Here is a 25,204-nt window from a genome sequence, read left to right as displayed (position 1 = left end):
TAGCACAGCGTAACTTGTGACCAGCTATGATGTGGAGGCTGCGTCTTCACTGCCGCGCCAGTAGTAAACGGCGCTTAGGCTGGCCTCAAACATTCCAATCGGTGCGAACGTCGGGAGGCACAGCTTCCCGGCAAAAAAGGCACGAGTTACGCTGCGCTAAATTCGCGCCAGCACTGTGTTCCTACTTTTATGGGCTAAATCTTACCTGCCTATGCCTACTCCCGACGACCACCTGCGCTTCCCTATCGGCCCGCCGCAGCTACCTACCGCGCCGCTCACGCCCGCCGAGCGCGCCGAATACTTGCAGCAGCTAGCCGACTTGCCAGGCGACCTAGGCGCGCTGGCTACCCAAGTCGGGGCCGAGCGGCTGCAACTGCCCTACCGCCCCGGTGGCTGGACCGGCCAGCAGGTCATTCACCACGTGGCCGACTCGCACCTGAACAGCTACTGCCGCTTCCGCTTGGCCCTGACGGAGGACAACCCGACTATCAAGCCCTACGAGGAAGGCGCCTGGGCCGAGCTGCCCGACGTAGCCACGGTGCCGGTGGCCGTGTCGCTGGCGCTGCTCACGAGCTTGCACAATCGCTGGGTGACGCTGCTGCACCAGCTCACAGAAGCGCAATGGCAGCGCACGTTTTATCATCCTGGCAATGGGCGCACGTCTACGCTGGAAGAAGCGCTGGCGCTCTACGCCTGGCATGGGCGGCACCACGCGGCGCACCTAGCTTTGCTGGCTTCCTAACGCTTATTTTCATGCATTCTCCTATTTCCGACGAGCACTTGCGCTTTCCCGTGGGCCGGCTGCAACTGCCGACGGCCCCGCTCACGGCGGCCGAGCGAGCGCCCTACCTCCAGCAACTGGCCGATTTTCCGGCCCGGCTGGCCGCCGCCGCCCAGCGCGTGGGCGACGAGCGGCTGCAACTGCCCTACCGCCCCGGCGGCTGGACCGGCCGTCAGGTTATTCATCACCTGGCCGACACGCACCCCCAGCTGTACAGCCGCTTCCGGCTGGCGCTCACCGAGGATAACCCCACCGTGCGCCCCTTCAACGAGGCCGCCTGGGCCGAGCTGCCCGACGTGGCCACCACGCCGATTGCTGCGTCGCTAACCCTGCTCGATGGCCTGCACCGCCGCTGGGTTGGCCTGCTTGAAAGCATCACCGGGGCGCAGTGGCAGCGCACGTTTTACCACCCGCGCTACGATACTACTATGACCCTCGACCAAGCCCTGGTGCAGTACGCTTGGCACGGCCAGCACCACCTAGGGCACCTGGCATTATTGGCCAACCCTACTAGCTAGGCTTGACCAAGGCATAGTTGCACCGTAGGATGCGGGACTTGCCCCCGCCCGGCGTTATCCGGCCCTTTCCCAACGTAGCAAAACAACGCCGGGCGGCAACAAGTAGCCCCTAGGTTCTTCTAAAACGACAAAGCCACGCGGAGCATACCACGTGGCTTTGCCGTTTTAGAGGAACCTAGGGGCTACTTGTTGCCGCCCCGCACCATGCTGTTGCCTTTGCCGTAGCGGCGCAGGCTCTTTTCCGCCTCGGGGTTGAGCTGGGCGGCCTTGGCGAGGTCGCGGCGGGCTTCCTTCAGGCGGTCGAAGCTGGCGTAGCTGATGCCGCGGTACTCGATAGCGTCGGCATAGAGCGAGTCGATAGTGATGGCGCGGGTAAAGTCTGACACGGCGGCTTTGTACTGGTACATCTGCATTTTGGCTACGCCCCGGCCAAAGAAAGCTTCCTTATCATCGGGGCGGTACTTCACGGCGCCGCTAAAGTCGCTAGAAGCTGCTTTGTACTGCTTCATCATCAGCTCGTTAACCCCTTTGTTATAATACAGGTCAGGGTTGTTGCGCTGCAAGCGAAGAGCGGCGGTATAATCAGGCGCCGCATCCTTGTAGTTCTTGAGGTTAGAGTTGGCCTTGGCGCGCTCGAGCAGCGCCCTGGGGTTCTTGGGGTTGGTGCGCAGTGACACGTTGGCGCGGGCCAGCTGGTACTTGTAGTCGGCAGCGGTCAGCTTCTTTTCGGCAGCGCGAGCGGCCGAAGCTTCGGCGGCGGAGGGCGCGTTGGGGTCAGCGGTGGCGTCGGTGGCCTCGGCGGCGGGTGCATCGAGGGCGGCTACTGATACGCTGCCGTCGGCGGCAGCCGTGGTAGCGGTGGCCGTTTCGGGAGTGGGGGCGGGCGGGGGCACTACGGCGGTAGCAACCGAGTTGCTGGTAGGGCGCTCTTTTTCGGTGGTGGCGGTGGCGCAGCTAGTGGCAAAAGCTAGCCCGGCCAAAGCGGCGGGTGCTAAATAAGGAAGAAGTGATTTCATCAACGTAAATAAGGAGAACGGTATAAGTGCCGGTAAAGATAAAAGCCAGCGTCTTTTACGGCGCAAGCCCGAACGGTGGTTGCCAGCTCGTTGTTAAGAGATAGTTAGCGGGGCGCCCCGCTGGGCCCTAGACCGGTTCCGGGGCTAGCACCTGCGCCGCCGGTTGGCCTATCTTTGCAAGCCCGGCCTGGCCGGTAGTTCTCTTTCTGTTTATTTCCCGACGTTTTTCTCATGGCATTGCAATTTGACCTGGTAGTAATTGGTTCAGGGCCCGGTGGTTACGTGGCTGCTATTCGCGCCGCGCAGCTTGGGCTGAAAGTGGGCGTAGTGGAGCGCGAGTCGCTGGGTGGCATCTGCCTCAACTGGGGCTGCATTCCCACCAAGGCTCTGCTCAAGAGCGCTCAGGTGTATGAGTACCTCCAGCACGCTCAGGACTACGGCCTGACGGTAAAGGAAGCTGGTTTCGACTTTCCCGCCGTGATTAAGCGCAGCCGGGGCGTGGCCGATGGCATGAGCAAGGGCATCAACTTCTTGTTCAAGAAGAATAAAATTGAGGTTGTAAACGGCACCGGTAAGCTCCTGGCTCCCGGCAAAGTAGAAGTGACCAAGGCCGACGGCACCAAGGAAACCGTGGAGGCCAAGAGCATCATCCTGGCCACCGGCGCCCGCGCCCGCCAGCTGCCCAACCTACCCATCGACGACCAGAAAATCATCGGCTACCGCAAGGCCATGACCCCCGACAGCCTGCCCAAGAGTATGGTCATCGTGGGCTCGGGCGCCATCGGCGTCGAGTTCGCGTACTTCTACCGCTCCATGGGTACCGAGGTCACCATCGTGGAGTTTCTGCCCCGCATCGTGCCGGTGGAAGACGAGGAGATTTCGCGCCAGATGGAGAAATCCTACAAAAAGCTGGGCATCAACATTCTCACCAATGCCGAAGTAACCAAAGTAGACACCAGCGGCACGGGCTGCACCGTGTTTATCAAAACCCAGAAGGACGAGCAGCAGATTGCCTGCGACGTGGTACTGAGCGCCGTGGGCGTGCAAACCAACCTCGAAAACATCGGCCTTGAAGAGCTCGGTATCAAAACTGAGCGCGGCCGCGTGCTGGTCGATGACTTCTACCAGACCAATGTGCCCGGCATTTTCGCCATCGGCGACATCATTCCGGGCCCGGCGCTGGCGCACGTGGCGTCGGCTGAAGGCATCATCTGCGTGGAGAAAATCACGGGCCACAACCCCGAGCCGCTCAACTACACCAACATCCCCGGCTGCACCTACGCCCAACCCGAAATTGCCAGCGTCGGCTACACCGAGGCGGAGGCCAAGGCCAAAGGCTACGAAATCCGGGTGGGCAAATTTCCGTTCTCGGCCTCAGGCAAAGCGGCCGCAGGCGGCGTGAAGGACGGCTTCGTCAAAGTAATTTTCGACGCCAAATACGGCGAGTGGCTCGGCGCCCACATGATTGGGGCCAACGTGACCGAGATGATTGCCGAAGTGGTAGTAGCGCGCAAGCTCGAAACCACCGGCCACGAGATTATCAAGTCGGTGCACCCCCACCCCACCATGAGCGAAGCCATCATGGAAGCCGCCGCAGCGGCCTACGATGAGGTGATTCACCTATAAGATATAAACTTTAGCTGAAAAGCCGACCTAGCTGCTAGGTCGGCTTTTTTCGTGCTCTATATTTGACCGCACTTATTCATTAACTTATCATTTTTACATGAAACAACAAATTACTCGTTCGTTAGCGGCTTTTCTCACGGGCTGCACTTTACTAGGCAGCGGCTGCGCGGGTTCTTATACCCCTATCCGTCCTGACCGCATCGCCACCTACCAATCCTCACCGGCGGGGGCACCGCTTCAGCTTGGCTATCAGTTTGATGCGCTGCGCACTCACGGCCGCAACAAGAAGTACGTCAAGAAGGAGCAGAAGAAAGGCTACCACGTAGTTGCCGTCCAAATTAAGAATAATACCGGCGCCGAAATCAACTTCTCGCGCGACGCCGTTTTGTACTATGGCGACCGCCCTATTGTACCCGTGTCGGCCGCCATCGCCGCCCAAGACATGAAGCAGGGCGTGGCTATTTACCTGCTCTACGTGCTGCTCAATTTCAACGTGGGGGCTACTACTACCACTACCAACGGCTACGTTACCTCCACCTCATCGGGTACTTTCATCCCGACTGGGCCTTTCATTGCGGGGGGCAACATGCTGGGCGCGTCGATGGCCAATGGCAATTTTCGCCGCGAGCTCCAGCAGTTTGACCTTACCAACCGCAACATCGCCCCCGGCGAAACGGTGTATGGCCTGATAAGCGTGCGCGAATTCAACGTGGCGCCGCTGCGGCTAGAACTGCGCTCGGTGGCCTCGACTACGCCGCAGCCGGCCGCTCCTACCCTACCGCCCGCCAGCGCCCCTAGGTCCATTACCAACTAAGTATCAATTAGTAATCCTGCAAAGCCAGTAAGGAATTCCGGATGCGCGGGGTTTTTTACTGGCTTTTAGCTGGTCTTATTTCTATGAAAATTATCTATCCTATTGCGCTATTACTAATTTTCAGCTCACTATCGGCCTGCACCTCTATTACCGAAGAAGCTGGCTTTAAGGCCGTGGCGGACTTCTACGGCGGCAATGTATCCATGAAAAAAGGTACCGGCATCTCAACTACTGCCACGGAGCCGCAGGGCAGCTACCTGGAAGTGGACTTGACCACGCCGGGCATTGGCAAGTATTACCGCGATATGCAGCTGCCGGCTTCTAACTGCGCGTATCTGGTGTACAAACACCTAAGGCCTAGGGAGCGCGCGGGCTACAATTATTTTAAGGTCGTCATCCAGGATTCTGCCGCGGCTCATAGCTATACCTTTTCTCCAGCCGACCTTGAGCTGGCTACTCAATCCATTGAGAACTTCAACATGCTAATGTTCAAGCTGCAAGCAGCAGATTACCCGGCCGTGCTAAGGCATCTTGACGCCGCCGCCCTAGGTACGATGAGCCACGATAGCGTAACGGCCAACCTGCGCAGAATCAGCAAGGGACTCGCCCCGTTCAGCAGCTACTTGGTGCAGGGCTTCGAGGTGAAGCAAACACCGCTGGCCGGCCAAGCAATACCCATAGTACGCTTCTCTGTTTCGGTGTCGCGGGTGCAGAAAAGCACCGTGCCGCTCTTCGTTTACATCAATCCCAAGCCTCAAACGCCACAGTTTTTGTGCGGCTTACGGCTGTTGTAAGCCTGGCCTTTGCGGGCCAATAAAAAAAGCCACCCCTGGTACGGGGTGGCTTTTTCATTCGCTAGACCTGATTCAGCTATTGCTTGGCAATAACGTTGAAGGTCAGCGTAAACTCGTCGTTGATGGCTTTGTCGCCGATGCTGTCGAAGAAAGTCTTCGAGCCGTACTTCAAACCAAACTTGGTGCGGTCGATGGTCACTTTGCCGGTGGCGGCGGCTACGCCGTTTTTCACGCCTACTTTGGCCGGGAAGCTGATTTGCTGCGTCACGCCCTTGATGGTCATGTCGCCCGTGATGGTAGCGTTATCGGCATCAGCTTTAGCACCGGCGATGGGGGCTACGCTCTTGATTTTGAAAACTGAAGTGGGGTAAGCCGGCGCGTCGAAGAAGTCGCCGCTGCTCATGTGGCCCACAAATTTGGCTTGGTTTTCGGCGTCGGTGATGTCGGTGGCCTTCATCGTCTTCATGTCCACAGTCACGGTGCCGCCAGTTACCATGTTGTTGCGCACTTGCAGGTCACCGCCCGTGAACTGCATCGTACCGTTGTGGCCGTGCGTCACTGCTTTACCTTCCCAGCCCAGGGTGCTTAGCTGCGGCTGCACCTTGTAGGCAGCCACGGCTGCCGTAGCAGTTTTAGCAACGGATTTCTGAGCGAAAGCGGCCGGCGCAGCCAGCAAAGCAGCCCCTAGGAGGGCGGGAAACAAAATGTTTTTCATGGTTGAAAAAAGGTAAGAAAGTTTGAGTGATGGGCCGGATAAACAACTATCAGGCCCGGATTTTATCGAGTAAATTGTTGAGCTGGCGCAGTTCGGCGGGCGTCAGTTTATCGAGGCTGTTGCGGGCGGGGTTAGCCTGCTCATCTTCATCTATCTGCCGCAGCAGGCGCAAGCCGGCTTCGGTGATGCGAATGTCGACTGCGCGGCGGTTGGCGGGGCACACGGTGCGGGTCACCAGCTTTTTTTCCTCCAGCTTGTCGACTATGCGCGAGGCGTTGCTGGTTTTGTCGAGCATGCGCTCGATGAGCAGCGCCACCGTGGCTGGCAGCGGGTGCTGCCCGCGCAAAATACGCAGCACGTTGAACTGCGGCAGCGTGAGGTCGTAGGGCTTGAAGGCGGCCGTTTGGCGCTGCCCCAGCCAGCCAGCCGTGTACACTACATTGAGGTAAGCCTTGTGGACTTCACTCTGAAAAGTAGGCTGCTTGATTTCGTCTTCCAGGCGCATGGGGGAATTGATTACGGGTGCAAATTTAGTGTACCTACATTTAATGTTGCAACATTATTCATAACTTTTTTTCTATTTATTTTTACCTAGGTAATCTCGCCCGATTTTTGCCCGTAAACACGCACCTTTCTCACTTTTCACCTTCTTTCTTTCTATGCGCCTTATTCACTTAGCAGCCAGCATGCTCCTCGGGGCGAGCCTGGCTGCGGCCCCTCGCCTCAGCGTGGCCCAGCCCAGCGGCGGCCAGCCGGTGCGCCCCGGCCGCACCACGCAGTATTTATTTACCCGCGGTGCCGTGGTGCAGCGCACCGGTAGCCAGACTACCGCCCTCACCCAAAACGTGCGCCTGCCCAACGGCACCAAAATCAACGTGCGCAGCGGCATTGTAGAGCTGCCGACCGGCAAAATTACGACCCTGCGCGAGGGCGACTACGTGAATGCCGAAGGAGGCATCGTGTTTGGCACGCCCGCCAGCGCCGCCGCCGCCCGTGGCGATACCACGGTAGCGGCCAACGCGAAGTTTGACCCCTACGTGCACGTGGGCACGGCGCCCGCCCGCGTACTTGGCGACGCCCCTACCGAGCGCGAGCAGCTGCTGATGCGCAAGATTGAGCTGCTCAGCCGCAAAGTGGCCCTGTACGGCCAGACCGCCACGAACCTGCCCAACACCGATGCCGTGGACAAGCAGCTGCAAGAGCTTGACGCGCAGCTCAAAACGGCCAAGCGCGACTAGCTGCCACCCAACCAAAACAGCGTGCCCGCTGAGGTGCTCCTTTACCGGGGCGGCCTTGGTTGGCACGCTGCTTGTCTAGGGTGCGGCATGGCTTACTACTCCGTTCTCCTGTTCAACGCAAATACCTATAACCCTTTTTTCACCGGGCTGGGGCTGCTGCTGGCAGCCGTGGCCATCGGGCTGGGCTACGGGGCCGTAAAGCTGCTGGGCAGCGTGGGGGCCGACACCAATACCGGGGGCAAAGCCTTCAACTTCGCGGCCGGCATAGCTCTGGTGGGGGGCGCGGCTATTGTGCTGGGGCTGGCGGCCCTCTGCGCCACGTGGGTGGCGGGCTAGGTAGCCGCCAGCAGTCCGCCCTCTTCTTGCACGAGGCCGAAGGGCTCGTCGCGCACGATGAGCAGGCCATCGAGGTCGTGCACTTCGGCCAAGGCGCTGATTTGCAGGGCCGACCAAATACCGAGCGAGGTTTCGACCATGCAGCCCAGCATAGGTACCAAGCCGTGGGCGCGGGTGCGGCGCAGCAGGTCGATGCCGCGCTGGTAGCCACCCGCTTTCATGAGTTTGACATTGACGCCGTGAAACTGCCGGGCGATTTCCGTAAAATCGGCCGCATCGGTCACCGACTCGTCGGCCAGCAGCGGCACGGTTGTGCGCGGGCGCAGGTAGCGATAGTCATCACCTAGGGCGGCGGGCAGGGGCTGCTCCAGCAGGTGCAGCACGAGGCCCGGCACGACGGCCGCCTGCTCCAGAAAGCGCAGCAGGCTGTCGGCATCGGGCCAGGCCTCGTTGCCATCCACGAGCAGCGGCTGGCCAGGACAGGCCGCCGCCACGGCGCGTAGCAGGTCGAGGCCCTCAGCCTGGTTTACCTTAATTTTTAAAAGACTGAAGCGCCGAGCCCGCTGCTGCTCGATGAAGCCGGCCACCTCGCCCGGCGCCATGATGGGCAACGAAAAAGCCGTGGGCACGCGCTCGGCTGGCCGCGGCACGCCTAGGTACTGCCACACCGCCTGCCCGGCCCGGGCGGCCAGGCAGTGCGTAAGGGCCGCCTCCAGCGCAAAACCCAGGGCGTGGGCCACGGGCTGCGCGGCGAGTAGCGCCGCGAGTTCCAGCAGCGTCGTGACCTGGGGCAGCCCCGCCGCGAGCAAGCCCGCAAACTGCTGATGCAGCAACTCGGGCGATTCGCCGTAGCGCACGTTGGGCGCGGCCTCGCCCCGCCCTACCCCGCCGGGCTTCGTGGCCTGCACCACGAGGTTGGTTTTGGTGGTAGAGGCATTGCGCGCGATTTTCCAGGTGTAGCGCAGCGGCAGCTCGTACGCCGTTAGGGTCCAGGTAGTCAGCATAAGGGATAAAGAAGGTCTATCAGAGCCTAAGCGCGATGCCCGCGCCTATGCTTTGCCAAACGCAAGCAAAACTACCTACGGCCGCCGCCCACTCTGCGCCGCGCTACGCAAGCAGTAGCTACGCCCAGTCGAACGCGGCAGGTCCAGCGGCCCCGAGATAGGCGGTGACGCTAGCGGCCCAACCATAAAAAAGCCCGCTTGCTCCTTATAGATACGGAGGCATTAAGGGGCTGACCTAGGGAGCGGGCAGCGGTTTCGGCCCGCCGGCCCGTTCTTTATAGCCTCAATTTTGCTTCTTATTTACCTACGCATGAAGTTTTCGCGTCTTTCCGGGCTGGCTATTGGTTTGATTTTGCTGGCGTTAGCGCTCACGGTGCTGGTCGCTTACGGCCTCGTGCACCTGCCCAGCGCCGTGCCGGCCACCGCGCGCTGGCTGGCGCTGGCCGCCCTGGGGGCGGCGCTCGCCCCCAAGCGCTCCCTCACCCTCTGGATAGTGCTGAGTATGCTGGCGGGCATCGAACTCGGCTACGATGCCCCCGGCGTGGCCGTGCCGCTCAAGGTGCTCAGCGACGCATTTCTGCGCCTGGTCAAAACCATTATCGCCCCGCTCGTTTTTGCGACGCTCGTGGTGGGCATCGCTGGCCACGCCAACCTCAAGCAGGTGGGCCGCATGGGCATCAAGGCCCTAGTGTATTTTGAGATTGTCACCACGTTTGCGCTGTTTATCGGCCTAGCCGCCATCAACTTGACCAAAGCGGGCGTGGGTGTGGCCAAGGTACTGCCGGCGGCTGGCGAGGCGGATACCCTGCAACCCGCCGCGCACCAAACGGCAGCCGATATTATTCTGCACATCTTTCCCGAAAACATCGCTAAGTCGGTGGCCGAAGGGCAAGTGCTGCAAGTGGTTATCTTCGCCATCATCTTTGCTATCGGCCTGGCGCTCAGCCCCGAAAAGCCCCGCCGGGTGATGCTCGACTTCTGCGAAAGCCTCTCAGAAGTCATGTTCAAGTTCACCAACGTGGTGATGTATTTTGCCCCCCTAGGGGTGGGCGGCGCCCTCGCCTACACGGTGGGCAAGATGGGCCTGGCGCCGCTCAAAAACGCGGCGTATCTGCTCTTTACGCTCTACGGGGCGCTGGTGGCCTTCGTGCTGCTGGTGCTGCTGCCGGTGCTGCTGCTGGCGCGCCTGCCCCTGCGGCGCTTCGTGGCGGCGGTGGCCGAGCCGGTGAGCATCGCGTTTGCCACTACCAGCAGCGAGGCGGCCCTACCCCGCGCTATGGAGGCCATGGAAGGCATCGGAGTGCCGCGCCGCATCGTGGCCTTCGTGATGCCCACCGGCTACTCCTTTAATCTGGATGGCACCACGCTTTACCTATCGCTGGCGGCCGTGTTCGTGGCCCAGGCGGCGGGCGTGCCGCTCAGCTTTGGGCAGCAGCTACTTATGGTGTTCACCCTGATGCTCACCAGCAAAGGCGTGGCGGGCGTACCTAGGGCCTCGCTCGTGATACTATTGGCCACGGTGGCTTCGTTTAACCTGCCCGCTTGGCCCGTATTTATTATCCTAGGCATTGATGCGCTGATGGATATGGCGCGCACGGCGGTGAACGTGCTGGGCAACTGTTTGGCCTCTGCGGTGGTTGCACGTTGGGAAGGTGAATTTATCGACGACTACGTGGCGCCGCCCGACTTGCTCACCGTAGAGCCAGCGGCGGCCTCCCACTAGCACGGATAAAGCATCTGTCCAGCCCTAGGTCTATTTTTTATTTGAATCAGGCTACGACTGATAAACTTGATTAAAGACTATTTTTGGTAGATAGGCGAGCATGTAGTACTTTAGGGCATGGATAAATTTTATTCAATAAAAAGGCGTTAATTCTCTAAAATACCCTCATAAAGTACAAATTTAGCTTTTATCATTCCACTATGAAATTGTACTCCTTCGTTGCGCGGCCGGCTTTAGTAGCCGCCGTGGTTTTATCGGGCCTGAGCGCTTGCATGTCGGTTAAGGGTAGCTTCTCGCACACCCCGACGGCGGTTATCACCAAGCGCCTGCCTCCGATGGAAATTACGGCCGACCCCGGCCCGCTGGCCATGAACGACGGCGCCCTGCCCGACGACCCGCTGCGCCTGTTCAAATCGGAGCTACAGCACAACGTAGTGGAAGCCACCGATACGGCCACCTACGGCTACATCCGCCTGGTAGTCACTAAGGTGCACACCGTCCGCAAGGGCCGCAGCCTGCAGGCTGCGCAGGTAGTTACTATGCTGGTGCCCAGTATATTCGGTGCGCCCCTAGAGTGGTACAATACGGACCTCGAAGCCGAAGTGCAGGTAATGGACGCCAGCGGCCAGCTCCTAGGTACGTACACGGGCAAGGGCTCGTCCAACGTGAAAGTGGCCATGTACCACGGCTACTCACAAACCGACGCCCCGCGCCTGGCCGACGTGATAGCCCTGCGCGAAGCCCTGAACAAAGTGCGGCCCCAGCTCGACACGGCCGCTACCCGCCTCAGCCCGCTACTGATGGCCGGCGGCCCCGTCAACAACCCTACGCTGCCTTCCTCAGCCAGCAGCAAGTAGCCCCGGCGCGCGCCCTAATTTTTTGGGGCCGCTCAACAATAATCCGCGGCTTTCGGACCTTTGTAGCCCGGCCCGGTGGTTTGCGTTTGGCAAGCCCCGGCGCCGGGCTCTCTTTTTAGCTGTGTTGATGAAAAAAATTCTGTGCTCTATTCCGGGGCTGCTACTGCTGTTGGCCCTGGCCGGCTGCTGCGCCAACGACATCTGTAATTGCCCCGACACGGGACTAGCCGATGCGCTGCAATTCAAGTTCAACTACACCACGCACCGGCAAACGAGCGGGGGCAGATTTATCAGCTTCAATGCCAGCGACGTAGATACCCTCAGAATTTATCGTACTTCGTTCAATACCAATAACAACCCTAATTTCGCAGCTACTACTGACTCGGTAACGATAGGCCGCCCGCTTGTGATAACTGCTGCCGGTGACACCCTGATTTCGGACACTCTACGGGTTACTTCCTCCAACGGGGAGATTCGTAAAATGCCTGGCCAGAGCATCGTGGTTATCAACAATGCCACGCCCTTCCCAGCTAGTGGCGGGGCCAAGCTCAATTCTTATACGTATCGCATCAGCTTACTTAGAAACAGCGCTAGAAATCGTAAGCCTACGTACTCCTATTATCTGACAAATATCTTCCTGGATGGAAAGGATGAGGCCAATGGCTGCTGCTCGTGCTACCGCAACCTAGGCAAGGCATTTACTCTCGGCGTAGGCACTCCTAGCAACACAACCCGCGTAACGGTAGTGGCCTACGACACGGCCAACGTGAAGGAGCTTACCCGCTTGCGGCGGCCTATTTAAGGCAAACCAAGCTTGCCGGCGTCCTCGTAGCTGCGTATACCTCTTTTCTGCTAAATTCTGCCGCTCATGCCTGCCCCCGACCTGCTCACGCTCGCCCCCGACGAAACCCTGGCGCCCATCGACCTCACCGAGGCGGTGGCTGTGGAGCCCGCGCCGGCTGTGCCCCCTGGCTTTCCCTTCTCCACGGAGCTTAGCCTAGAGCCGCTCATTGCCTACTGGCACGCGCGCGAAAGTGACCCCAACCCCGGCGTGGCGCGCCTGGCCCGCACGGTGGGAGAGGAAGTGCAGCAACACGCCGCGTGCCGCGGCACGCTGCACACTATCGAGCAGCTCGACGGCATTCAGGACCTGATTGATATGCTCATGCTGGCCGTGTTTCCGCCGGCGGCGGCTACCACGGCCATCATGGGGGCCATTCCGCCCTTTCAGCGGCGCAGCTTTTACTACACCGGACGCTTTGCCGAGGTGATGATGAGCCGCGACCGCACCATCAAGCAGCCGCTCAACATCGACTACGCCACCATGGAGCAGCACATGACCCAGATGGCGTATTTGCTCATCCTAGGTCGGGAATACGGCGCCGAAATACCCGAAACGCAGGGCGGCCTCATTTTTACGGTGCCCGACTACAGCATCGGGCTTTATCGGCACTACGGGGTCAATTTCGACTCGTCGTTTGTGCGGGTGCGGGTGGTGGGCGAGAAGCCCGAGCTGAGCCCCGAGCAGGTGCAGCACCTGCTGCACAACCGCCACCGCCTTGAGCTGTGGTACCACCTGCTGCCGCCCGAGCGCTTTATGCTGGAGGGCTTCAACCTGTTGCAACTGGTCGATGTCACGACCCAGGAAATCTTGTCGGAGCTAAAATACGACCTGCTGGAGCGCGACGTGCTGCAGGCGTCGGACCGGCTCGAGCAGATTCAGGAGAAGCTGCGGGTGCTCTTTGCCCGGCCGGCTTTGCAACTCGGCATTGCGGCGTATGACGAGCGCAAGAAGGCCTTCGTGGATTTTGGCCGCAAAATCAACCACAGCTTTCTCACCAAGCAGATGCAGAGCCAGACCGGCGCGCTCGGCTTTCAGCAGCTGTATGCGCGCCTGCTAGCCGACCGCCAGCCGCTGGTGCTCGAAGACGTGACCACTGCGCCCGAGCTGCCCGAGGACATGCGCCAGCAGATTTTGAAACTGGGCATCCGCTCGGCCATTCTGGCGCTGCTGCCCTACGGCCCCGACACGGTGGGCCTGCTCGAGCTAGGCTCGCCGGAGCCGGGCGCGCTCGACGAGTTTGACATGGAGCTGGTGAAGCAGTTTGTGCCGCTGTTTGCGGTGGCCGTGAAGCGCAACGCCGAAGACTTAGAAACGCGCATTCAAACCGTTATCAAGGAGAAATTCACGGCCATCCACCCTACCATGGAGTGGCGCTTTAATGACGCGGCCCGGCGCCTGCTGGCCCAGCACGAAGACGGCAACCGCTCGGCCGAGATGGAGCCCATCGTGTTTGAGGACGTGTACCCGCTGCACGGCTCCTGCGACATTCGGGGCAGCAGCGTGGCCCGCAACGAAGCCGTGCAGGCCGACCTCATCGAGCACCTTACCCTGGCGGGCCGGGTGCTGCGCAAGGCATCGGAGTACCAGGCGCTACCCATTCTGGACGAGCTTAAATTCTACGTTACCAAGAACTTGCGGCGGCTGCGCCAGGGCATCATCAGCGGCGATGAAGTCAGCATCTACGATTCGCTGCGCACGCAGGTCGAGCCGCTGTTTGAGTACCTAGCCCAGAATATCACTGAGCTGCGCCCCACCATTGCCGACTACTGGCAGCACATCGACCCGCGCCTAGGTATCCTGTATAACCGCCGCCGGGCCTTTGAGGAGAGCGTGACGCGCATCAACGACACCGTTAGCGACTACCTCGACCAGGAGGAAGCCAAGGCGCAGCAGATGTTCCCGCATTACTTCCAGCGCTTCAAAACCGATGGCGTTGAGTTCAACATCTACGTGGGCGGCAGCCTGGTGCAGGACAAGCCGTTTGACCTGATTTTTCTGAAGAACCTGCGCCTGTGGCAACTGCTGGTGATGGTCGAAATCACGCGCCGCACCCACGCCCTCAAGGCCGAGCTGGCCGTGCCGCTCGACACCACCCAACTCATTCTTATCCACGCGCAGTCGCTGAGCATCCGCTTTCGGCAAGACGAGCGGCAGTTCGACGTAGACGGTGCGTATAATATTCGCTACGAGATAATTAAGAAGCGTATCGACAAGGCCACGGTGCTCGGCACCGGCGAGCGCCTCACCCAGCCCGGCTACTTGGCCCTGGTGTATGCGCAACCCCGCGAGGCGGCCGAGTACGTCGAGTACATCGACTATTTACAGGACCGCAATCTGCTGGAGCCCGACGTGGAGGAGTTGGAGCTGGAAGAGTTGCAAGGCGTGAAAGGCCTGCTGGCGCTCCGCGTCAAAATAAAGCTGTAGGGTGCGGGGCTTGTCCCCACCCAGCATTAGTAAGCAAGCATACTAACAGCGGGCGGGGGCAAGCCCCGCCCCTACTCAGTCACTGTAGCTTCTTCGCCGGGCACTAGCTTTTCCTTACAGAACAGCCGGATGCCCGTGCGCAGCAACACCAGCCAAACCGCCCCACCCGCAAACCCAGCCACCACGTCGGTAGGATAGTGCACGTGCAGGTACACGCGGGTGAGCCCGATGAGCAAGGCAAAGAATATCAGAGCAATGGCCGCGCCCCAGTGGCGGCCGTGCTGCACCGCTAGCCAGGCCAGGCAGCCATAAAAGCACATGCTCAGCATGGCGTGCCCGCTCGGAAAGCTCAGGCCATACTGGTAGATGAGGGCCGTGGTGGGCCGGTCGCGGTGAAAGTAGAACTTCAGCAACTCGTTGAGCACTACGCCCCCGCCCATCGACAGGAGCAGTTCGGCAGCGTAGCGGCCGTAGCCACGCCGCCGCAGCATGAATGGCACGAGCAGGCTGGCCGGCACAAAAAACTTGACCGAGCCGAAAAAGGTCAGAAAGTCAACTACGGCGCGCGTCCAGGGCCGAGCGGCCCGCAGGCGGTCCATTTGGGCAAAGCCCCAGTCGTCGAACACCTGCGAGTGCTCGCGAAAAACTACCCGCGTGAGGTAAAAAAATAGCCCGAACGCCCCCACAAACAGCACGATACCAAAAATAGCTTCGGCCGTGAGCAAGCCTGCCAGCCCCGCCGCCCGGGCGGCGGGAACGGTGGATAGCCTAGGTGGTATAACGGGGGTGGGCATGGCAGCAACTACGTAAAAACTACGTTGAACGGAATTTTAACAGAATTGGCTGACGGCCGCCTAAGCCCGTATCCGCAACCAACAGGCAACAAAAAAGCCAGCCCTGGTAGGGGCTGGCTTTTTCACTATTAATACGTGCGCTCGGGGAGACTCGAACTCCCACACCTTGCGGAACTGCCGCCTGAAGACAGCGCGTCTACCAATTTCGCCACAAGCGCAGGTAAGCGTCAAACGCTGGCCACCCGGTTGGTGGGGCTGTTTGATGGTGCAAAGATACGGAATCGTTAACTCCCGGCGCAACCCTAGGGCTACTTTTTTCGGTTCAGCCCACCCAGCGAAAGCGCCCAAAAATTGTAGCTCAGCCACTTGCCCTCGCTTTTTTTTGTGCATTGGCCCGGTGAAAGTGCGTATCGCTACCAGTTTCACTCGTTAATTGGCCTCTCCACCCTGCCCATTATGGCTTCTTCCGATGCTTCTCGCCCTCGCCCAGGGGCCGATTTCAGCCGCGTGGCGCGCGTCTACGACGCGCTGGCCAGCGTGGTGTTTGGGCGGGCGCAGCGGCGGGCGCAGCAGGCGGCCTTGCAAGCGGGCCTGCCCCTGGTAGGCGCCGCGCCGCGGGTGCTGGTGCTGGGCGGCGGCAGCGGCTGGGTGCTCACCGAGCTGCTGCGCCACTGCCCGGCGGCACGAGTGCTCTACCTCGAAACCGCGGGCACAATGCTGGCGCTGGCCCAGGCCCGGCTGCGGCGACTGGCGCCCGGCGCCGCGGCGCAGGTGGAGTTTCGGCTGGGCAGCGAGCAAGCCCTAGGTCCGGCCGAGCAGTTCGACGTTATCGTGACCTTTTTCGTGCTCGACTGCTTTACGCTGACGGAGTTTCCGGCCGCGCTGGCGCGCCTGCAGGCCGCCCGCCGACCTAGGGCGCTGTGGTTGGTGGCTGATTTTCGGCCGCCCCGCACGTGGTGGCAGCGGGCGCTGCTGCGCACGATGTATTTATTTTTCGGCATCACGGTGGGGCTGCGGGCGCGGCAGTTGCCGCCCTGGCCAGCGGCCCTAGCCGCCCTAGGGCTGCAAAATCGCTACCAAGCGAGCTACTACGGCCATTTTATTTTGTGCCAGGTACTGCAATAGCTGGCCGCCTAGTGCTCAGCAAAAAGCTCGACCAGTGGCGAGGCCGGATTTTTACTATTAATTTGCATCATTCAAATCAATTCCGGGCTCAAACCGGGCATTTTAGCTATTAAGTAGGATTTTTATTATGAAAAGAATTCTTCCCGCTTTCTATTTGGGAGTATTAGGTAGCATTAGTTTAGCCACCACGGCAGTTGCGCAGGGCGCGCAACCCACTGCACCCGCCAAGCCGGCGCCAGTTAAACCAGCCGCGGCCAAACCGGCTGTCGCTCCGGCGGCCAAACCAGCAGTTGCACCGGTAGCTAGGCCGGCGGTAGCTAAGCCGGCAGCTGCGCCAGCCCCCAAGCCAGCCGCCGCCAAACCGGCAGTTGTGCCCGCCGCCAAGCCAGCGGCTGCACCCATCGCTAAGCCAGCAACTGTACCCACTGCCCCGGCACCCGCCGGAGCGCCGGCAGCAAAGCCAGCGGCAGTTGCTCCGGCTCTTGCCCCAGCCCCAGTGGCTGCCGAGCCAGCGCCAGCGGCACCGGGCCGGCAGCCGGCCACTGGCCCAGCGGTGCGCTACACGGTAGCGTTTCCTAATGCGGTGCACCACGAGGCGCGCGTTACGGCCACGTTTGCGGGGCTCACGCCGGGCAAAGCGCTGGTGGTACGCATGGCGCGTTCGTCGCCGGGCCGCTACGCGCTGCACGAGTTTATCAAGAACGTGTACTACCCGGTGGCCACCGATGGCGCCGGCAAGCTGCTGAGCCTGAAGCGGCCCGACCCCTACTCCTGGGAGGTGCGGCCGGCCGCCGATGGCACGGTGCAGTTCAGCTACACGCTATACGGCGACCGCACCGATGGCACCTACGCGGGTATTGACCAGCAGCACGCCCACCTTAACCTGCCAGCCACGCTCTGCTACGCGCAGGGCCTGGAGGGCCGGGCGGCCGAGGTGAAGTTTGAAATGCCCGCGGGCTGGAAAGCCGCCACCCAGCTGCGGCCCACCGGCGAAGACCGCACCACCTTCACCGCGCCCAACCTGCAGTACCTCATGGACAGCCCCGTGGTGCTGGGTACCCAGCAGACCCTGCACACCTGGCAAGACGGGGGCCGCACCTTCGAGATAGCCACCTACTATCCCGGCCCGGCCACTGAGGTAGAGGCCCTGGTGAAAAAGACCCAGCAAATAGTGCGCGAAGCGGCCGGCGTATTCGGCGGCGAGGTCCCGGCCTTCGACTTTGGCCGCTACACCTTCCTGGCCGACTACCTGCCTCAGGCCAGCGGCGATGGTATGGAGCACCGCAACTCGACCTCGCTCACCAGCCCGCTGCCCTTGCAGGGCGAAGGCGCCATGCGCAACCTAGGCACCGTATCGCACGAGTATTTCCACGCCTACAACACCGAGCGCCTGCGCAGCAAAGGCCTAGAACCCTTCGACTTTCAGCGCGTGAACATGAGCGACGCGCTGTGGTTTGGCGAGGGCTTTACGCAGTATTACGGCGAGCTGCTGCTGCGCCGCGCTGGCTACTACGACGACGAGCAGTTTTTCGAGAAGGTAAGCCAGTGGGTAAACGTGCGCCTCAACTCGCCGGGCGCCCGCTACGCCTCGGCCGTGGACATGAGCCAGCAGGCCGGCTTCGTGGATGCCGCTACCAGCGTTGACCCCAACAACCGCGTCAATACCTACCTCTCGTACTACTACCAGGGCGCGGGCCTGGCCCTGGCCCTCGATTTGCAGTTGCGCCAGCGCTACCGCACCTCGCTCGACAAGTACATGCAGGCGCTGTGGCAGGAATTTGGCAAGCCCCAAACCCCTGGCCTAGCGCCCGCCAAGCCCTACACCCTGCCCGACTTGCAGCGCGTGCTGGGCACGGTGGCCAAGGACACGGCCTTTGCGGGCACGTTCTTCCGGCGCTACATCTACGGCCACGACACGCCGCGCTTTGCCGAAAACCTGGCGCTGGCGGGCCTGGCCGTGGTGCCGACCAAGGTGTTAGGCGCGGCTCTGCCTAGGCAGGTAGAGTTCGACGAAGAAGGCCGCTGCATCTTGTCGCGCAACACCACGATGGGCTCGGGCCTCTACAAGGCGGGCATCGACCGGGGCGACCAGATTGTGACGCTCGACGGCGAGAAAATCGACAACATGACGACCCTCGAAGCCATTATGCGCCGCCACACGCCCGCCGACCTCGTGCCGGTGCGCGTGCGCAACCGCGCCGGCATCGAGCGCACCACGCAGGTCGTGCTCACCGAAGACCCCAACGTGCAGGTGCAGCCCATGGAAAGTGTGGAGAAAATGACCGCTACCCAGGCTCAAAAGGACATGCGCGCCGCCTGGCTCGCCAGCGCCGCTGCCATCAAGCCCTAAGGTAGCTGGGCGTTCTAAACATAGAAAAAGCCCCACTGAGTACTCAGTGGGGCTTTTTCTATGTTTATCCAGAGCCTTACCTTACCGGCGGCTACCGGTGAAGCGCAGCAGGAATAGAAAGAGGTTAATAAAATCGAGATACAGTGTGAGGGCACCCAGGATAGACGCTTTGTAGCTTACTTCCTCGCCCTCAGTGACACCGATAAAGGCGATTTGCTTGAGCTTCTGCGTATCGTAGGCGGCCAGGGCCGTGAAGATGATGACGCCTGCAAAAGAAATGAGTAGGTTCAATACCGAGTTGGCCCAGAACATATTGACCAGCAAAGCGATGAACAGGCCAATAACGGCCATGCTCAACAGCTTGCCCCAGCCCGACAAATCGGACTTGGTGAAGTAGCCAAAGGCACTCATCACACCGAACATGATGGCCGTGGTAAAGAAGGTAGAGGCGATGGAGCTAGCGGTGTAAGCTAGAAATATTACGCTCAGCGTAAGGCCATTGAGCAGCGCATAGCCCACAAACGCGGCCTTAGCCTGAGTCAGGCTCCACTGAAAAATGCGGGCCGATAGAAACCCTACGATTACCAGCTCCAGAATGATGAGGCCGAAGAACGTGATGCGCGAGCCAAAGATGAACTGCTGCAAAGCGGGCGACGATGCCGCAAATAGCGCCATGCCGCCGGTCAGAGCCAGGCCCACGGCCATCCAACCATATACCTGGGCGAAGAAGCCCGCCTGAATCCGGGCGGCGTCTTCCTCCGTCAGTTGGTGGGCCCGGACTTGGCCCGACAGATTTTGATTATCACTCATAGTAAAAGGCAAATAGAAACAAAGTGAAGGGTTGTGTTGGTCAAGGTACGAACTTTGGCCAGCGACGACGGTACTATAACAACTTTGTGGCCAATTAGTGGCCCTCGTTCCAAGTATATTCCATGCCTACCCCCGCCCACTACCGCCGCAACGAGGCGCTCCGCACCATCCGCCCCGGCTACGCCGGCAACAAGCTTATTGGTAAGGAGTTTTGCAATGGCGAGGTGCTATACGAGCCCACCTTCGGCACGGCCCTGCGCTGGCAGCTGACGGCCAACCCGCAGAAGGAGGAAAAGAAGCGCGATACCTGGGTGCCCCAGGTAGTGCCCTGCGCCGAGGCCTTTTTTTCGACCGAAGACATGCTGGTGTGGCTGGGGCACGCCAGCTTTTTGCTGCGGGTGCAGGGCGTGAGCTTATTATTTGACCCCGTGTTGTTTAGTTCGGTGGGCCTGCGCCACCGCCACGCCCTCCCCTGCCGGCCCGAAGACGTGCGCGGCATCGACTACCTGCTGCTCTCGCACGGCCACCGCGACCACCTCGACGAGCGCAGCATCAAACTGCTGGCCCAGCAAAACCCTACGATGCAGGTGCTGACCTCGCTGGGCATGGGCAAGCTGCTGGGCGGCATGGCCCCCGGCCTGCTGGTGCAGGAGGCCGGCTGGTGGCAGCAGTACGACCTAGGGCCGGCCGCGCCCTTCGAGCTGTACTACCTGCCCGCCAGCCACTGGCACCGCCGCGGGCTCTTTGACCTCAACGAGGTACTGTGGGGCAGCTTTCTGATTAAGACCGAGGACCGGCTCCTCTATTTCGCGGGCGACACCAGCTACGGCGACCACTTCGACCTAATCGAGCAAACCTTTGGCCCGCTGGATATTGTATTCCTGCCCATCGGGGCCTACAAGCCGCCCTTTATGATGCACATGAGCCACGTGAACCCGCACGAGGCCGCCAAGGCGGCCAACGTGCTGCGCGCCGGCCACCTCGTGCCCATGCACTACGGCACCTTCGACCTCTCCGACGAGCCCGCCTCGGAGCCGCTGCGGCTGCTGACGGAGGTGGCGGCCGGCGGCTTGCTGCGCGGCGTGCTGCACGCCCCCGCCGTGGGCGAAGTGCTCGACTGGACGAAGTGGGAATAGCCTTTTGAGTGGCTAGCCGCGCCGGCTCGCGGCCGGTTGCAGCCGCTGGGTGTTCGTTGCAGCGGCCTAGGGCCGTAGTTTTGCTTGTCTGTTGCCCTAGCCCAAAAAAGCTACCAGCTACTAGCCAAAAGCTAACAGCCTCAAAAAATGTCGCCTACCCTCGTTCTAAGCCTCATTGCGGGCTACTTTGCCGTTCTCGTCATCATTGCGCTGCTCACCTCGCGCAAGGCCACCAGCGAAAGCTTTTTCGTGGCCAACCGCAACGCGCCGTGGTACATGGTAGCGTTTGCCATGATTGGCACCTCGCTCTCGGGCGTCACCTTCATCTCGGTGCCGGGCAACGTGTACGGCAAAAGCTGGAGCTACCTGGCCGTGGTGGCGGGCTACGTGGCCGGCTACGTGGTCATCGGCACAGTGCTAATGCCGCTTTACTACCGGCTCCAGCTAGTCTCCATTTACACCTATTTGGAGCAGCGCTTCGGCTACTGGAGCTATAAAACGGGCGCTCTATTTTTCTTGATTTCCCGGGCCCTAGGGTCGGGTTTGCGGCTCTACTTGGTGGCGGGCGTGTTGCAGCTGGCGGTGTTCGATGCGATGGGCGTGCCCTTTGCCGTGACGGTAGTAGTCAGCATCTTGTTCATTTACCTCTACACTTTCAAGGGCGGGCTCAAAACCATTCTCTGGACCGATACCTTCCAAACGCTGGCCATGCTGAGCTGCGTGGCGCTGAGCATCTACTTCATCTCGTCGGAGCTGAATTTGGGCTTTAAGCAGCTCGTGAGCACGGTGCGCGCGAGCAGCATGTCGCAGGTATACTTCTCCAATTTCAGCGACGATAAGTACTTCTGGAAGCAGTTTGCCTCGGGCATGTTCATCACCATCGTGATGACCGGCCTCGACCAGGACCTGATGCAGAAAAACCTGAGCTGCCGCAGCCTCGCCGACGCCCAAAAAAACTTGTTCTGGTTTACGCCCGTCATCGTGGGCGTCAACGTGCTGTTTCTGACCCTAGGCGTACTTCTCTACCAATACGCCGCCGCCAAAGGCCTGCACCTGAACGAGTTGCCGCAGCTGCTCAAAGCCAACAAAACGCTCGATACCGACCTGGTATTTCCGTACCTGGCCACCACGCAGTTCACGCTGTTTGCGGGCGTGGTGTTCATTCTGGGCCTCATCGCCATCACCTACGCCTCGGCCGACTCGGCCCTGACGGCGCTCACCACGTCGTTTTGCGTCGATTTTCTCAACATCAAGCAGTACCCCGAAGCCCAGCAGACGCGCCTACGGCAGCTCACGCACCTAGGCTGGTCGGTTGCGCTGATTTTCATTATTCTCGCCTTCCGGCTCATCAACGAGCAGAGCCTGATTGATGCCGTGTTCAAAACGGCGGGCTACACCTATGGGCCGCTGCTGGCACTCTACAGCTTCGGCATTTTCACGCGGCGCCGCCTGCGCGAGCCGCTGGTGCTGCCGGTGTGCGTGGCGGGGCCGCTGCTTACGCTGCTCATCGTCACGCACTCGGTCGAGTGGCTGGGCGGCTACAAGTTTGGCTTCGAAATTTTGCTGCTTAATGGCGCCCTCACCTTCCTGGGCTTACTCTTGATATCGCGCCCCGACGACCGAACGGAAGCGGCGGCGGTTTTGTCTTAAATTGAATGAGTGAATGGGTAAATGGCTGGATTATTGACCTGTTGAGTTGCCGCTAAAAAGCGGGTCAGTTGTTTAACAATCCACCTATCCAATAACTCAACAGTTACTTCCTATGCGCCTTACTTACCTTACGTTACTACTCGCCGCGCCGCTGGCGGCTATCGCCCAAACCAAGCCCGTGCCAGCCAAGGCGCCCGTGGTACTTGCCCCCGGCAACATGCAGCTGCAAGCCGGCGGCGGCGCCGAAAACCGGCCCGACAAAGCGCCTAGCTTCCCCGGCGGCGAAGAAGCGATGGGCGATTTCTTCACCCAGAACGTGCAGGTGCCCAACAAAGCCAAGCAGGCCCGCGTGACCGGCGATGTCCTTATCACGGCCACCGTGGGCACCGATGGCAAGCTCATAAACCCAAAAGTTGCCAAGGGACTCACCCCCGAGTGCAATGCCGAGGCCCTGCGCGTGGTGCAGCTGCTACCCGCCTGGCAGCCTGCTACCCGGCGCGGCGTGCCGGTGCCCGTACTGGTGCAGGTGCCCGTGCCGTTCGACAACGCAGGCGTTACCAAATTTGAGCTCGACCGCAAAGTACCCCGCTCGGCCAAGGACGCGCCGGGCCTGAATTAAGCGTACCGTGAACCCTGCGGGTCTGCGTGGGGGTAGTATACCAAGCGTGATTACCCCACGCGGACCCGCAGGACCCACGGTACTTCCAGTTTTTCCGCAAGTGGCGCAAAATACCCGCCTCCCGTTTGCGTCTAGTACACAAGTAGGCCGGCCCCCAGCCGGCCGTATTGAATTATGGCCCGTAGTGGATTGAATACCAGCGGCAACGACCTCACGGCCGACCTGCCCAAACCGAAAGTAAACAAAGAGTCGCTGCGGCGCGGCCTACGGATATTCCGCTACGTGCTGCCCTACCGTGCCAAGTTCATCGTGGGCATGGTGCTGCTGGTGCTCAGCAGCCTCAGCACCATGTCGTTTCCCTGGATAGCGGGCAAGCTCGTGAACGTGGCCACCGGCGAGCTGCTACGGCTGCCCGGCGGCCTGGTGCTCGATATCAATAAAGTGGCCCTAGGGCTGTTTGTGGTCACGGTGCTGCAAGGTATCTTCTCGTTTGGGCGCATCTGGTTTTTCACGCAGGTAAGCGAGTTTACGGTGCGCGACATTCGGCAGGCGCTCTACGCCAAGTTCGTGCAGCTGCCCATTCCGTTTTTCGAGCAGAACCGCGTGGGGGCCATCACTTCGCGCATTACCAGCGACGTGGGCCAGATTCAGGACTCGTTTTCGCTGACCTTGGCCGAGCTATTCCGGCAGGTATTTACGCTGGTGGGCGGCATCGCCTTTATCATGGTCGTGTCGTGGAAGCTGTCGCTGTTTATGCTGCTCACCTTCCCGCCCATCGTACTGGCGGCGGGGCTATTTGGCCGCAAAATCCGCGTTCTGTCGAAAACCGTGCAACAAGAGCTGGCGCATACCAATACCATTGTGGAGGAGACGCTGCAAGCCATCAATTCGGTGAAGGCATTTACCAACGAGCGGTTTGAAACGAACCGCTACAACTCCTCGCTCAGCAAAGTGGTGCGGGCCGCATTGCAAAGCAACTTGTACCGCGGCGGCTTCGTGTCGTTCGTGATTATCGGCTTGTTTGGCGGCATCATCCTGGTGTTGTGGCGCGGGGCCACGCTGGTTCACACGCCCGTCACCGACCCCAACCACCTCCAAATCGGCGACCTTACGGCCTTTATCATCTACACGGCCTTCATCGGCGCATCGGTGGCCGGCCTAGGCGAGATTTACGGCAAGGTGCAAAGCACCCTAGGGGCCAGCGAGCGCATCCTCGAAATCCTGGACGAGACGCCTGAGCCGACCCTACTGGAGCCCGCCGTGGGCCTCGTGCCCGCCAAGATTCAGGGCGACATTCGCTACGAGCATGTGGCCTTCCGCTACCCCACCCGGCCCGACGTGCCAGTGCTGCAAGACATTGATTTCCACATTGCGGCGGGCGAAAAAATCGCACTCGTCGGCCCCAGCGGCGCGGGCAAAAGCACCATCGCGGGCCTGCTCATGCAGTTTTACCCGCTCAGCGGCGGCCGCATCGTGGTCGATGGCCACAACGTGGCCGACTACGACCTCACGGCGCTGCGCAGCCACATCGGTATCGTGCCGCAGGAAACGCTGCTCTTCGGCGGCACCATCCGCGACAATATCGCCTACGGCAAGCCCGGCGCCACCGACCAGGAAATCATCGAAGCCGCCCAGCGGGCCAATACCTGGCAGTTCATTTCGGCCTTTCCCGAGGGCCTCGACACGGTGGTCGGCGACCGCGGCATCAAGCTCTCGGGCGGGCAGCGCCAGCGCGTGGCCATCGCCCGCGCCATCCTGAAAAACCCTGCCATCCTCATCCTCGACGAAGCCACTTCCTCGCTCGATAGCGAAAGCGAAAAACTGGTGCAGGGCGCGCTGGATGAGCTCATGCAAAACCGCACCAGCCTCATCATCGCCCACCGCCTTTCGACTATCCGCAAGGTCGATAAAATCCTGGTTATCGACGGCGGCCGCATCGTAGAAGCCGGCTCGCACGACGAGCTAAGCGAGCGCCCAGGCGGACTGTACGCCAACTTACTGAGGTTGCAGTTTGAGTTGGCGTAGGTAGC

The 25,204-nt window shown here is 60.7% G+C and carries 23 protein-coding genes and 1 tRNA gene; 17 read left to right on the top strand and 7 right to left on the bottom strand.

Features of this window, described 5'->3' with window-relative positions; all coding sequences use genetic code 11:
• Positions 1-211 precede the first annotated feature (211 nt).
• Together ACFSDX_RS19885 and ACFSDX_RS19880 are read left to right on the top strand one after the other, a co-directional pair.
• Entirely contained in the window at positions 212-742 is a 531-nt protein-coding gene (locus ACFSDX_RS19885) for a YfiT family bacillithiol transferase (RefSeq protein WP_382316749.1), read from the top strand.
• Between the two features lie 11 nt (positions 743-753).
• A complete protein-coding gene (locus ACFSDX_RS19880) occupies positions 754-1,299 on the top strand; it encodes a YfiT family bacillithiol transferase (protein WP_382316747.1) in 546 nt (181 codons plus the stop codon).
• A 182-nt stretch (positions 1,300-1,481) separates the two neighbouring features.
• On the opposite strand, the gene ACFSDX_RS19875 is transcribed toward ACFSDX_RS19880, so the two are convergent.
• Entirely contained in the window at positions 1,482-2,315 is an 834-nt protein-coding gene (locus ACFSDX_RS19875) for a tetratricopeptide repeat protein (protein ID WP_382316745.1), read from the bottom strand.
• A gap of 231 nt (positions 2,316-2,546) precedes the next feature.
• On the opposite strand from ACFSDX_RS19875, the gene lpdA reads away from it, so the two are divergent.
• The 3 genes from lpdA to ACFSDX_RS19860 all read left to right on the top strand — a co-directional run bounded on the left by lpdA (position 2,547) and on the right by ACFSDX_RS19860 (position 5,549).
• A complete protein-coding gene (gene lpdA / locus ACFSDX_RS19870; protein WP_382316743.1) occupies positions 2,547-3,941 on the top strand; it encodes a dihydrolipoyl dehydrogenase in 1,395 nt (464 codons plus the stop codon).
• Between the two features lie 97 nt (positions 3,942-4,038).
• Entirely contained in the window at positions 4,039-4,755 is a 717-nt protein-coding gene (locus ACFSDX_RS19865; RefSeq protein ID WP_382316742.1) for a hypothetical protein, read from the top strand.
• An 83-nt stretch (positions 4,756-4,838) separates the two neighbouring features.
• Positions 4,839-5,549 (top strand): hypothetical protein, encoded by a 711-nt coding sequence (locus tag ACFSDX_RS19860; RefSeq protein WP_382316740.1) that lies wholly within the window; start codon positions 4,839-4,841, stop codon positions 5,547-5,549.
• 76 nt (positions 5,550-5,625) lie between these two features.
• Here the strand turns inward: ACFSDX_RS19860 and ACFSDX_RS19855 are convergent, their stop codons facing one another.
• Together ACFSDX_RS19855 and ACFSDX_RS19850 are read right to left on the bottom strand one after the other, a co-directional pair.
• Positions 5,626-6,264, bottom strand: coding sequence for a YceI family protein (locus tag ACFSDX_RS19855; RefSeq protein WP_382316738.1), 639 nt, complete (start codon positions 6,262-6,264; stop codon positions 5,626-5,628).
• A gap of 49 nt (positions 6,265-6,313) precedes the next feature.
• Complete coding sequence (locus ACFSDX_RS19850) at positions 6,314-6,769, bottom strand: MarR family winged helix-turn-helix transcriptional regulator (RefSeq protein ID WP_382316736.1); 456 nt, start codon at positions 6,767-6,769, stop codon at positions 6,314-6,316.
• Positions 6,770-6,923: 154 nt separating this feature from the next.
• Between ACFSDX_RS19850 and ACFSDX_RS19845 the strand changes: the two genes are divergently transcribed.
• The gene (locus tag ACFSDX_RS19845) at positions 6,924-7,502 is read left to right on the top strand and encodes a DUF6799 domain-containing protein (protein WP_382316734.1); all 579 of its coding nucleotides are present in this window, start codon (positions 6,924-6,926) and stop codon (positions 7,500-7,502) included.
• A gap of 87 nt (positions 7,503-7,589) precedes the next feature.
• Positions 7,590-7,838 (top strand): hypothetical protein, encoded by a 249-nt coding sequence (locus ACFSDX_RS19840; protein ID WP_382316733.1) that lies wholly within the window; start codon positions 7,590-7,592, stop codon positions 7,836-7,838.
• Here the strand turns inward: ACFSDX_RS19840 and ACFSDX_RS19835 are convergent.
• Entirely contained in the window at positions 7,835-8,842 is a 1,008-nt protein-coding gene (locus ACFSDX_RS19835) for an enolase C-terminal domain-like protein (RefSeq protein ID WP_382316731.1), read from the bottom strand. The genes ACFSDX_RS19840 and ACFSDX_RS19835 overlap by 4 nt on opposite strands.
• A gap of 310 nt (positions 8,843-9,152) precedes the next feature.
• Here ACFSDX_RS19835 and ACFSDX_RS19830 point away from each other — a divergent pair, with 310 nt between their 5' ends.
• The 4 genes from ACFSDX_RS19830 (at position 9,153) to ACFSDX_RS19815 (ending at position 14,690) form a co-directional block, all read left to right on the top strand.
• Complete coding sequence (locus tag ACFSDX_RS19830; RefSeq protein WP_382316729.1) at positions 9,153-10,565, top strand: dicarboxylate/amino acid:cation symporter; 1,413 nt, start codon at positions 9,153-9,155, stop codon at positions 10,563-10,565.
• Positions 10,566-10,765: 200 nt separating this feature from the next.
• A complete protein-coding gene (locus tag ACFSDX_RS19825; RefSeq protein ID WP_382316727.1) occupies positions 10,766-11,422 on the top strand; it encodes a hypothetical protein in 657 nt (218 codons plus the stop codon).
• Between the two features lie 127 nt (positions 11,423-11,549).
• Positions 11,550-12,224, top strand: a complete 675-nt coding sequence (locus tag ACFSDX_RS19820) for a hypothetical protein (protein ID WP_382316725.1) — start codon at positions 11,550-11,552, stop codon at positions 12,222-12,224.
• 66 nt (positions 12,225-12,290) lie between these two features.
• Positions 12,291-14,690 carry a GAF domain-containing protein gene (locus ACFSDX_RS19815; RefSeq protein ID WP_382316723.1) on the top strand — a complete coding sequence of 800 codons (2,400 nt, stop codon included), beginning with the start codon at positions 12,291-12,293 and terminating at the stop codon, positions 14,688-14,690.
• Between the two features lie 71 nt (positions 14,691-14,761).
• Here the strand turns inward: ACFSDX_RS19815 and ACFSDX_RS19810 are convergent, their stop codons facing one another.
• Together ACFSDX_RS19810 and ACFSDX_RS19805 are read right to left on the bottom strand one after the other, a co-directional pair.
• Positions 14,762-15,484 (bottom strand): phosphatase PAP2 family protein, encoded by a 723-nt coding sequence (locus tag ACFSDX_RS19810; protein ID WP_382316721.1) that lies wholly within the window; start codon positions 15,482-15,484, stop codon positions 14,762-14,764.
• Between the two features lie 136 nt (positions 15,485-15,620).
• Positions 15,621-15,702, bottom strand: a tRNA-Leu gene (locus ACFSDX_RS19805).
• 166 nt (positions 15,703-15,868) lie between these two features.
• Here ACFSDX_RS19805 and ACFSDX_RS19800 point away from each other — a divergent pair.
• Positions 15,869-16,609, top strand: a complete 741-nt coding sequence (locus ACFSDX_RS19800; protein ID WP_382316719.1) for a class I SAM-dependent methyltransferase — start codon at positions 15,869-15,871, stop codon at positions 16,607-16,609.
• Between the two features lie 496 nt (positions 16,610-17,105).
• Positions 17,106-18,959, top strand: coding sequence for a M61 family metallopeptidase (locus tag ACFSDX_RS19795; protein WP_382316717.1), 1,854 nt, complete (start codon positions 17,106-17,108; stop codon positions 18,957-18,959).
• 81 nt (positions 18,960-19,040) lie between these two features.
• Here the strand turns inward: ACFSDX_RS19795 and ACFSDX_RS19790 are convergent, their stop codons facing one another.
• Entirely contained in the window at positions 19,041-19,769 is a 729-nt protein-coding gene (locus ACFSDX_RS19790) for a Bax inhibitor-1/YccA family protein (protein ID WP_382316715.1), read from the bottom strand.
• A gap of 122 nt (positions 19,770-19,891) precedes the next feature.
• On the opposite strand from ACFSDX_RS19790, the gene ACFSDX_RS19785 reads away from it, so the two are divergent.
• The 4 genes from ACFSDX_RS19785 to ACFSDX_RS19770 all read left to right on the top strand — a co-directional run bounded on the left by ACFSDX_RS19785 (position 19,892) and on the right by ACFSDX_RS19770 (position 25,199).
• On the top strand, positions 19,892-20,905 hold the full coding sequence (locus ACFSDX_RS19785; RefSeq protein ID WP_382316713.1) for an MBL fold metallo-hydrolase: 1,014 nt from the start codon (positions 19,892-19,894) through the stop codon (positions 20,903-20,905).
• Between the two features lie 147 nt (positions 20,906-21,052).
• Complete coding sequence (locus tag ACFSDX_RS19780) at positions 21,053-22,555, top strand: sodium:solute symporter (RefSeq protein ID WP_382316711.1); 1,503 nt, start codon at positions 21,053-21,055, stop codon at positions 22,553-22,555.
• Between the two features lie 112 nt (positions 22,556-22,667).
• Complete coding sequence (locus ACFSDX_RS19775) at positions 22,668-23,174, top strand: energy transducer TonB (protein ID WP_382316710.1); 507 nt, start codon at positions 22,668-22,670, stop codon at positions 23,172-23,174.
• Positions 23,175-23,348: 174 nt separating this feature from the next.
• On the top strand, positions 23,349-25,199 hold the full coding sequence (locus tag ACFSDX_RS19770) for an ABC transporter ATP-binding protein (RefSeq protein WP_382316708.1): 1,851 nt from the start codon (positions 23,349-23,351) through the stop codon (positions 25,197-25,199).
• The last annotated feature ends 5 nt before the right edge of the window (positions 25,200-25,204 follow it).

The organism is Hymenobacter bucti (genome assembly GCF_042681145.1).
GTDB lineage: Bacteria > Bacteroidota > Bacteroidia > Cytophagales > Hymenobacteraceae > Hymenobacter > Hymenobacter bucti.
The sequence above is the reverse complement of the archived record's forward strand: the minus strand, read 5'-3'. Positions and strand labels throughout refer to the sequence as shown.

Bases quoted from the DNA above. Each gene is read 5' to 3' on its own strand.
- ACFSDX_RS19885 (WP_382316749.1), top strand. From the start codon at position 212: ATGCCTACTCCCGACGACCACCTGCGCTTCCCTATCGGCCCGCCGCAG.
- ACFSDX_RS19880 (WP_382316747.1), top strand. From the start codon at position 754: ATGCATTCTCCTATTTCCGACGAGCACTTGCGCTTTCCCGTGGGCCGG.
- ACFSDX_RS19875 (WP_382316745.1), bottom strand. From the start codon at position 2,315: ATGAAATCACTTCTTCCTTATTTAGCACCCGCCGCTTTGGCCGGGCTA.
- lpdA (WP_382316743.1), top strand. From the start codon at position 2,547: ATGGCATTGCAATTTGACCTGGTAGTAATTGGTTCAGGGCCCGGTGGT.
- ACFSDX_RS19865 (WP_382316742.1), top strand. From the start codon at position 4,039: ATGAAACAACAAATTACTCGTTCGTTAGCGGCTTTTCTCACGGGCTGC.
- ACFSDX_RS19860 (WP_382316740.1), top strand. From the start codon at position 4,839: ATGAAAATTATCTATCCTATTGCGCTATTACTAATTTTCAGCTCACTA.
- ACFSDX_RS19855 (WP_382316738.1), bottom strand. From the start codon at position 6,264: ATGAAAAACATTTTGTTTCCCGCCCTCCTAGGGGCTGCTTTGCTGGCT.
- ACFSDX_RS19850 (WP_382316736.1), bottom strand. From the start codon at position 6,769: ATGCGCCTGGAAGACGAAATCAAGCAGCCTACTTTTCAGAGTGAAGTC.
- ACFSDX_RS19845 (WP_382316734.1), top strand. From the start codon at position 6,924: ATGCGCCTTATTCACTTAGCAGCCAGCATGCTCCTCGGGGCGAGCCTG.
- ACFSDX_RS19840 (WP_382316733.1), top strand. From the start codon at position 7,590: ATGGCTTACTACTCCGTTCTCCTGTTCAACGCAAATACCTATAACCCT.
- ACFSDX_RS19835 (WP_382316731.1), bottom strand. From the start codon at position 8,842: ATGCTGACTACCTGGACCCTAACGGCGTACGAGCTGCCGCTGCGCTAC.
- ACFSDX_RS19830 (WP_382316729.1), top strand. From the start codon at position 9,153: ATGAAGTTTTCGCGTCTTTCCGGGCTGGCTATTGGTTTGATTTTGCTG.
- ACFSDX_RS19825 (WP_382316727.1), top strand. From the start codon at position 10,766: ATGAAATTGTACTCCTTCGTTGCGCGGCCGGCTTTAGTAGCCGCCGTG.
- ACFSDX_RS19820 (WP_382316725.1), top strand. From the start codon at position 11,550: ATGAAAAAAATTCTGTGCTCTATTCCGGGGCTGCTACTGCTGTTGGCC.
- ACFSDX_RS19815 (WP_382316723.1), top strand. From the start codon at position 12,291: ATGCCTGCCCCCGACCTGCTCACGCTCGCCCCCGACGAAACCCTGGCG.
- ACFSDX_RS19810 (WP_382316721.1), bottom strand. From the start codon at position 15,484: ATGCCCACCCCCGTTATACCACCTAGGCTATCCACCGTTCCCGCCGCC.
- ACFSDX_RS19790 (WP_382316715.1), bottom strand. From the start codon at position 19,769: ATGAGTGATAATCAAAATCTGTCGGGCCAAGTCCGGGCCCACCAACTG.
- ACFSDX_RS19785 (WP_382316713.1), top strand. From the start codon at position 19,892: ATGCCTACCCCCGCCCACTACCGCCGCAACGAGGCGCTCCGCACCATC.
- ACFSDX_RS19780 (WP_382316711.1), top strand. From the start codon at position 21,053: ATGTCGCCTACCCTCGTTCTAAGCCTCATTGCGGGCTACTTTGCCGTT.
- ACFSDX_RS19775 (WP_382316710.1), top strand. From the start codon at position 22,668: ATGCGCCTTACTTACCTTACGTTACTACTCGCCGCGCCGCTGGCGGCT.
- ACFSDX_RS19770 (WP_382316708.1), top strand. From the start codon at position 23,349: ATGGCCCGTAGTGGATTGAATACCAGCGGCAACGACCTCACGGCCGAC.